Annotated in this window: 7 protein-coding genes; 3 read left to right on the forward strand and 4 right to left on the reverse strand. The window is 68.2% G+C overall.

What is annotated here, in order from left to right:
* Positions 1 to 459: hypothetical protein (locus HG543_RS49100; RefSeq protein WP_211194705.1), on the reverse strand; the 459-nt coding region annotated here is incomplete at its 3' end.
* A gap of 179 nt (positions 460 to 638) precedes the next feature.
* On the opposite strand from HG543_RS49100, the gene HG543_RS49105 reads away from it, so the two are divergent.
* Both HG543_RS49105 and HG543_RS49110 read left to right on the forward strand, forming a co-directional pair.
* Positions 639 to 3,503, forward strand: coding sequence for an FG-GAP-like repeat-containing protein (locus HG543_RS49105; protein WP_169351888.1), 2,865 nt, complete (start codon positions 639 to 641; stop codon positions 3,501 to 3,503).
* 208 nt (positions 3,504 to 3,711) lie between these two features.
* Entirely contained in the window at positions 3,712 to 4,842 is a 1,131-nt protein-coding gene (locus HG543_RS49110; RefSeq protein WP_169351889.1) for a DUF6544 family protein, read from the forward strand.
* A 16-nt stretch (positions 4,843 to 4,858) separates the two neighbouring features.
* On the opposite strand, the gene HG543_RS49115 is transcribed toward HG543_RS49110, so the two are convergent.
* The 3 genes from HG543_RS49115 to HG543_RS49125 form a co-directional block, all read right to left on the reverse strand.
* Positions 4,859 to 5,596 carry a hypothetical protein gene (locus HG543_RS49115; protein ID WP_169351890.1) on the reverse strand — a complete coding sequence of 246 codons (738 nt, stop codon included), beginning with the start codon at positions 5,594 to 5,596 and terminating at the stop codon, positions 4,859 to 4,861.
* A gap of 162 nt (positions 5,597 to 5,758) precedes the next feature.
* Positions 5,759 to 6,052, reverse strand: coding sequence for a hypothetical protein (locus HG543_RS49120; RefSeq protein WP_169351891.1), 294 nt, complete (start codon positions 6,050 to 6,052; stop codon positions 5,759 to 5,761).
* Positions 6,053 to 6,157: 105 nt separating this feature from the next.
* Positions 6,158 to 7,081 (reverse strand): diiron oxygenase, encoded by a 924-nt coding sequence (locus tag HG543_RS49125; RefSeq protein ID WP_169351892.1) that lies wholly within the window; start codon positions 7,079 to 7,081, stop codon positions 6,158 to 6,160.
* Positions 7,082 to 7,220: 139 nt separating this feature from the next.
* Here HG543_RS49125 and HG543_RS49130 point away from each other — a divergent pair.
* Positions 7,221 to 8,067: MerR family transcriptional regulator (locus HG543_RS49130; RefSeq protein ID WP_169351893.1), on the forward strand; the 847-nt coding region annotated here is incomplete at its 3' end.

An 8,067-nucleotide genomic window follows, 5' to 3' on the forward strand; every position in this document is an offset into this window, starting at 1 on the left:
GAGACGGCAGCAACCCCCCACCACGGTGCCCACCGTGAGGTGCAGCGCGAGCTGCTTCAAGAGCCGGACCTCGGGAGCGCCAGCGATATCGACCGTCCACATCTTCCACGGGACCACGATGGAGTCCTGGACGGGTGGCTCGAAGGCTGCGAGCCCGGTGGACCAGGCCACGCCGTATGCCAGCGCGCCCACGCCCAGCGGGAAGCCAAATGCATACAGCAGGGCACGCCGCCCGGGTGCGCCGCCCACGCGGAAGGAAAGGTCGCCCCACCCCTCGCGCGTGACGAGTCGCGCGATGAAGGACGCCACCGCGGGTGTCCACATCAGGAGGATGATCTGCCCCTGGCGCCCCAGGAACGCCACCCGCTGGATGAACATCCATTGGAACAGCGCCGAGAGAGGAACCAGCACCGCGAAGAAGATCCACAATCCCCTCCGGGCGCGCTGGGTGTCATCCATGGAGCGCGATGCTACCCGACGTAAGGGCTTCTCGCACATGCATTCCAAGTGCAGTCGCAACCGACTCTCACCTTGGTCGAGTTCAACTTTGACCCACTTGAAAGCATGAAAAGCAAATCACTATACCCGCACCGAATCACGACTGTTCTTCATTCCAAACAACACCACCACGAGGAAAAATGAGTCTTTTCCAAGAGCGGGAGTGCACCTGTCTCCGATTGCCGGGCCTCCGGCTGTCGGCCCTGGCGCTGCTGGCGCTGACGGCCTGCGGCGAGACCGGGCACTCGGAGCAGAGCGGCGCGGACACGCTGGGACACAGCGAGCTGGAGGCCAATGGCGAATGCCAGGTTCAGCCGCCCTTCAACCCCAACTTCGAGCCGGAGCTGGAGTGGGCCTGGACGGGAAGCCCCGTCATGCCGAGCCACAACCAGGTCATGATGACGCCCATCGTCGTGGAGGTGAACGGCGATGGCGTTCCGGACATCGTCTTCAGCACCTTCGCCGGTGGCAACTACACCACCAACGGCGTGCTGCGCGCCATCAGCGGCGCCAATGGGAGCGACCTGTGGGCCGTGACGGACCCGACCCTGCGCGTGCGCCCCGCGGCGAGTGTGGCGGGCGCGGACATCGACGGTGATGGTCTGGTGGAGCTGTGCGCCATCCCGGAGGATGGCGCGGGCATCCTCTGCTTCGAGAACACGGGCGCGTTCAAGTTCCGGACCGCGGGCGCGGCGAACAACTGGGGCGGCGTCGCCTTCGCGGACCTCGAGGGCGATGGCTCGGTGGAAATCATCAATGGCAACCACGTCTTCAGCAACACGGGCGCGCTGAAGTGGGTGGGCCTCGATGGCATGGGAGGCATCATCGGCCCCCTCTCGTTCGCGGCGGATATCGACGGGGACGGGCTACAGGAGGTGGTCAACGACCGGGCCATCTATCGTCATGACGGCACGCTCAAATGCCTCAACACGAGCATCGGCCATGGGCTGGCTGGCGTGGCCAACTTCGACGGGGACCCCCGTGGAGAGGTCGTGGTGGTGTGGTCGGGCCGCGTCTCGCTGATGGACGATGACTGCACGCTGCTCTGGACCCAGTCCATCCCCGGCGGCGGCAACGGCGGCGCGCCCAACATCGCGGACTTCGACGCCGACGGGCAGCCGGAGATCGGCGTGGCTGGCGCCGCGCGTTACGCCGTCTTCGAGACGAACGGCACCGTCAAATGGTCCAGCGCCACCCAGGACAACAGCTCGAACGTGACGGGCTCCTCCACGTTCGACTTCGAGGGAGATGGTCGCGCCGAGGTGGTCTACGGCGATGAAGTCCAGCTGCGCGTCTATGATGGCGCGACAGGCGCCGTCCGCTTCAGCGTTCCACACGCCTCCGGAACGACGTACGAGAACCCCCTCATCGTCGATGTGGACGGCGACGACAACGCCGAAATCGTCGTCGCGTCGAACAACTACGCCTTTTCGGGCCCTACGGGCATCCGCGTGTTCCGCGACCGGAAGGATGGCTGGGTGAATACGCGCCGCATCTGGAACCAGCACGCGTACTCCGTCACCCACGTCAACGACAACGGCACCATCCCCGCGCACCCGGTGGCCAACTGGCGCACGCCGGGCCTCAACACCTTCCGCGCCAACAGCCAGGGCACGGGCGTCACCAGCCCCTATGCCGCGGCCGATATGACGGTGACGGAGGTCTCCTCCACCTGCGACCGGACGACCGGCGTCCTCGGCCTCAACGCGCGCGTCTACAACCAGGGGGATGCCGCCGTCTCCTCCGGCATGCGCGTGGCGTTCTATCAAGGCAACCCGGCCACGGGCGGCACGCTGCTGGGCGTGGCCACCCTTTCCTCCGTGCTGCCCGCGGGCAGCGGCGCGGTCGTCACCCTGACGCTCGCCTCGCCTCCGGGAGGCACCGCCGAGGTCTGGGCCGTCGCGGATGACGATGGCACGGGCACCGGCCGGGAGACGGAATGCGTGGAGACCAACAACGGACGTGGCGCCCCCGTCAGCCTGGCCTGCTCCACCAACGTGCCACCCGTCGCTGTCTGCCGGAATGTCACCGTCAACGCGGCTGCCGCCACGTGCAGCGCCCCGGCCAGCGTGAATGATGGCAGCCACGACCCGGACAACCAGCCCGGGCCGCTCTCCATCACGCAGTCGCCCGCAGGGCCCTTCAGCGCGGGGACCCACGCCGTCACGCTGACGGTCTCCGATGGGCAGGCGAGCGACTCCTGCACGGCCACCGTCACCGTGGTCGACGTCACGGCGCCGGTCATCACCTGCCCGGCCGAGCGCATCGTGGACGCCACGGGCCCGGAGGGCGCCTTCGTCACGCCCGGCGCGGCCACCGTCTCCGACGCGTGCGGCGCGGAGGTCAGCGGTCCGTCCGCCGGTATCTACCCGCTCGGCACCACGGCGGTGACGTACACGGCCACCGACGCGGCGGGCAACAGTGCCTCCTGCACGACCGCCATCCACGTGGTGGACCGTGAGGCCACTCCGCCCAAGCTCACCATGTGCGACATGCCGCGCTACACGTCCGCCACGCAGGTCAAGGCGTGCGGCTGGGCAACCGCGAGCCCCGGCGGCGCGGCCATCGGCACGGTGCTGCTCACCATCGACGGCGGAGCGCCCCAGCGCCTCACGCCGGACAGCAGCGGTGGCTTCGTCCTCAGCTGGCTGAGCCTCGCGGAGGGCCACCACACCATCACCCTGACCGCCATCAGCACCGACGGAGGCATCACCACCGAGAGCAGGGAGGTGACGGTGGACCGCACCGCGCCCATCGTCCGCGTCCTCTCGCCGGCTCCGGGCAGCACCCAGCCGCCCGTGGTGGACGTCGTCTCCGAGGTGACGGACCTCACCCCCGTCCGCGTCACCGTCAACTGGGTGAGCATCACCCATGTGGACGCGGGCACGAACCTCGCGACCAACCCGGTGACCTTCTCGGGCTTCGGGTACAACACCGTGCTCGTCCAGGCCACGGACGCCGCGGGCAACACCTCCGAGCAGGTCTTCCAGGTGCTCGTCCAGTAGCAAGAAGTGAAGGGGCCACGCCGCCATCGCGAGCGGCGTGGCCCCGGACGTCCTCGTCGCCATGCGGGAGGGCACGTTGGGTGGCGTCCATGAAAGGCGGGCCGACCCGACGCAAGACCTGCCCCACTGGGAGGGGCATCCGTATCTTGCAGACATCGCCTCGTGCCTCGCCCCCTGCTCTGGCCGTGGGCTTGCAATGACAAGGCCCATGCGAATCGCGCTCGCGCTGTTGCTGGCGGTCCATGGGCTCATCCACCTGATGGGTTTCGTCAGCACCTTCGGGCTCGCCCGGGTGCCTCAGATGACGGGCCGGACGCTCATCACCCTCCCAGGCGCGCTCACCCGGTCCATCGGGCTGCTCTGGCTGCTCGCATGCTTCGTGCTGCTCGGCGCGGCCGTCCTGCTGCTGCTGGGCTCCGGAAGGTGGTGGCAGGTCGCCGCGCCGGGCGTGCTCCTCTCGCAGCTGCTCGTCCTGTACGCCTGGCCGGAGGCGAAGGCCGGCACCGTGGCCAACGTGCTGCTGGCCGTCGCCATCGTCCTCGCTCGGGCGGACGCGCACTTCCAGCGCGAGGGCGACGAGGCCGTGCGCAGTCTTTTCGCGCGCGTGCCCACCTCACCGGCCAGCCCCGTCACGGCCGGAGAGCTGGCGCCGCTCCCCATGCCGGTGCGGCGCTGGCTCGAGACGTCGGGCGTCGTGGGCAGGCCGCGGGTGCGCACGGCCCGCCTGCTCCAGCGGGGCGGACTGCGCACGGCGCCGGACCAGCCCTTCATGCCCGCCGAAGCCCGGCAGTACTTCACCCTCGACGAGCCCGGCTTCGTCTGGCGGGTGCGCGTGCACATGATGCGAGTGCTGCCCCTCGTGGGACGGGACGCGTACCTGGACGGCCGGGGCCGGATGCGCATCTCCGCCGCGTCCCTGGTGCCCGTGGTGGATGCGTCCGGCCCGGAAATCGACCAGGGCACACTGCTGCGCTTCCTCGGGGAGCTGGTGTGGATTCCCAGCGCCGCGCTGAGCCCCTACATCCACTGGGAGCCCATCGATGACACCCATGCGCGCGCGACGATGAGCTGGCGGGGCGTCAGCGCCTCGGGCGTCTTCACGTTCGACGCGAAGGGGCGTTTCCTCCAGATGAGCGCCCAGCGCTACATGGGCGGAGGTCCCTCCCCGAAGCTCGAAACGTGGGTCGTTCCCGCGCGTGAGTGGCGCGAGGTGCACGGCTACGTCATCCCCACCCGTGGCGACGTGGTGTGGAAGCTGGCGAGCGGCGACTTCCACGCCTACGCCTGGGAGATTCTCGACGTGGAGTACGACCGCGCCGAGCTGTATCCCCCAGGCTAGAAGAGCGGGCCGTGCGTCAGTCGACCCAGGCCGAGCCCTTGCCGAAGTCGGCGTACGTGCACTTCGTCCAGTTGGTGTGCATCGCGGGCAGGCCCGCCCCTGGCATCTTCACGAGCAGGAGCTCCATGGGGTGACCGCCCTTCATGGCCGCGGCGAAGGTGTGGTGTCCGTCGCCCGCGATGGTCAGCTTCTGCGTGTTCGGCGCGAGGTAGACGGGCACGCGCGGCGGCTGCGTCAGCCCGTTCTTCCCCCAGTCATCGAGCTTGGACTGGACGATTTGTGGGCTGATGTGCTGCTGCGACGGATTGATGTGGTCGAACCGGCTACCGACGATGTCCTGCTTCGGGGGATTGTAGACGTGGGTACCGATGACGGGACGGTTGCCGTTCTTCATCGGCTTGGAAGGCGGCTTGAAGTCCTCCACCGTGGGCGCGCTGGTCGACTGGCTCGTCGACGGCTTCTGCGTCGGCGCCTGCGTCCCGGAGGGACCCTGGGGCTTGGTACTCAGCTCCGGAGGCTTGGGCGGAACCGGCGGCGGCTTCGGCTTGCCACTCAGCGCCGGGGGCTTGGGCGGAGGCTTCGGCGCCTCCATCTTGGACTCGCCATTCCAGGGCGAGGACTGGGTGGTGGGCTTCGTCGACAGGGGAGGCTTCGTCGACGTGGGCGGCTTCGGCGGCGGGGACGGCTTCGCCGAACCAGAATCGGGTGAACGGGTCGAGAAGGGGAGCTTCGAGGGGAGGCCGATGCGCTTCACAGAATCTCCATGCGGGGGGGGGCGGAGAGCTGCACCTGTAACTCGACTCCATGAGGCGCGCCATACGTTATTCCCGCATGTCCAGCCGGGTCCGACCCCGGCGTCCATCCCAGACGGTGCCCAAGCCGCGGGTGGAGCCGGCCTCTCCACCCACGCCTCACCTCAGTACGTCATCCAGCCGCTGTCCCGGCAGGTGGAGGGGCAGTGCTCCTCGCACAGGCTCTTTGCCCGCGTCTTCGACATGTAGGCCGGCGCGCAGGCCAGGGACTCGTACTCGAAGATTTCGCCGTCGTTCGGACACGTGTAGTAGCCGTAGCTGCACACGCTCGCGCTCACCTCACCCTCGGACGCCGCGTCCTCGGGGGGGGTCTCCCCTTCCATCGGGGCGCCACAGCCCACGCTCAGCACGCTCACCACCGCACCGCACAGCGCCAGCCACTTGTTCAGGCTCTTCATCGTCCTTCTCCGTTCAGGGGCCCTGAAGTTCAGGACACCCTCCAAACGGAGCGGGGAGATGATCTTCCCGGCCTCCCGCGAACCGGGACACCCCGGGGCACCGGGTCAGTTGCAGTAGTACTCCGGGGCCAGCTCGAGCACGCGCTGCTCCGCGACGGGGGAGAGCGCGCGCAGGCGAGAGAGGAAGAGCGGCGCCTTCATCCCCATGCCGATGAAGCCATACACATACGAGCGCTCCTGGGCCTCGAAGATTTCCTTCCGCTCGGCGTCGGTGAAGGGCCTCGCCGCGGCCTTCTCGAACGTCTGGAGGTCGAGCTGGAGCTGGGCATTCAGCGTGCCCCGGAGCGCCTGGAGCAGCTCGCCGTACTCCACCAGCGCGGCGCCCAGCGACTCCGGCTCCTGGGCGAGAATCTTCTGCGCCTCCAGGAAGTCGAGCCGCGTGTGCTGCGCCTCCTCGAGCCAGTGGTGCTTGAGCATGTTGTTGAACAGCGGGTCGAGACTCTCGCGCGCGTTGTCGCGCATGGTCTCCACGTAGTGCTGCTGCGTCATCAGCTCCATGTGCAGGTTGAAGATGAGCACGCCCAGGTTGGACTTCGTCATGATGGCCCGGGCCACCTCCACCTGGTTGTCGAGCAGGGCCGGGGCCACCTTGAAGCCGCGGGCGAACGCGGTGGTGTAGCGGGAGAAGAGCTGCTGGTGCTTCAGCTCCTCCTCGGTGAAGCGCAGCAGCGCGCGCATGTGCGTGGGATTGCCGTGCAGCTCCAGGCCCGCGCGCTGCGCCGCCAGGGCCACGGCGTACTCCTCCAGGAAGAGGAACAGGTGGGCGTAGCTGTTGGAGCGAATCTGATTGAGCATCAGCTTCTCCTCCGTGCTCAGGCAGGAGATGCCTTCCGTTCCCGTCAGCGCATCCGAGAGGAAGCGCCGGCTGAAGTCGAGCTCGGTGTCCTTCGGAAGCAGCTCATCGATACGCCAGGACACACGCTCCGAACTCTGGATGCAGGACTGGTACTCGTGGGTTTGGTTGAGCATTCGGGAATCAAATGGATTCCATGATTTCTGGTCAATGTATGACCAGGCGGCCAAGGGGAGCCCCGTTCCCGACATCGGGCTTGAACCTGACGTAACGTCAGGGTTCACACTGCCCTGGCAGCCACCCGGGAGGAGACCCTTGCTGCGTATCGGAGAACTCGCCAGGCGCGCCGGGCTGACGGTGCGCACGCTGCATCACTACGACGCCATTGGACTGCTGCGCCCCTCCACCCGCTCGGAGGGCGGCTATCGGCTGTATGGGCCGGCGGACATCGCGCGGCTGCATGCCATCCAGGCGCTGCGCCACCTGGGCCTGTCACTGGAGGACATCGGGCGCCTGCTGGTCGACGAAGGCGGCGCCACGCTCCCCGTCATCCTGGAGCAGCAACTGCGCGCGCTCGACCGGCAGATCGAGCAGACCCAGCAACTCCGCGACCGGCTGGCCCTGATTCAGTCCCAGTTGTCGGAAGGCCTGCAGCCGGAACCGGGGGACTGGCTGGCCACGCTGCGGCTGATGACCACGTGCGACAAGTACTTCACCCGTGAGGAGCTGAAGAAGATTCTCGGCAACTCGCGAATCATCTCCGACGACCTCCCCCCGCTGATGGCCGAGGTGCGGCGGGCCATGGAGAGCGGCCTTCCCGCGGAGAGCCCGGAGGCCCAGCCGCTCGCGTACCGCTGGATGACGCTGATGATCACCTGGATGCAGGGGGACTTCGACCTCCTCCGCCGCTGGGGCGACATGTACAAGCGCGAGACCTCGGCGCTGAACGGCGTGGGGCCAGACCCGCGCATGGTCGCGTACATGGACCGGGCCATCGCCGTGCGCGTGAATGCGCTGGGCCGGTACCTGAGCATCGACGAGCTGAAGCGCATGCAGCGCGTTCCCCGGGAGGAATGGGAGCACCTGTCGCGCCGGACCCGCGAGCTGATGCGGCAGGACGTGCCGCCGGAGCACAAGCGGGCGCGGGCGCTCGGGCGGGAGT

The organism is Pyxidicoccus fallax, from assembly GCF_012933655.1.
Taxonomy (GTDB): domain Bacteria; phylum Myxococcota; class Myxococcia; order Myxococcales; family Myxococcaceae; genus Myxococcus; species Myxococcus fallax.

Excerpts from the sequence above, each read along its gene's own strand:
- HG543_RS49105 (WP_169351888.1), top strand. The coding sequence starts at position 639 with ATGAGTCTTTTCCAAGAGCGGGAGTGCACCTGTCTCCGATTGCCGGGC.
- HG543_RS49110 (WP_169351889.1), top strand. The coding sequence starts at position 3,712 with ATGCGAATCGCGCTCGCGCTGTTGCTGGCGGTCCATGGGCTCATCCAC.
- HG543_RS49120 (WP_169351891.1), bottom strand. The coding sequence starts at position 6,052 with ATGAAGAGCCTGAACAAGTGGCTGGCGCTGTGCGGTGCGGTGGTGAGC.
- HG543_RS49125 (WP_169351892.1), bottom strand. The coding sequence starts at position 7,081 with ATGCTCAACCAAACCCACGAGTACCAGTCCTGCATCCAGAGTTCGGAG.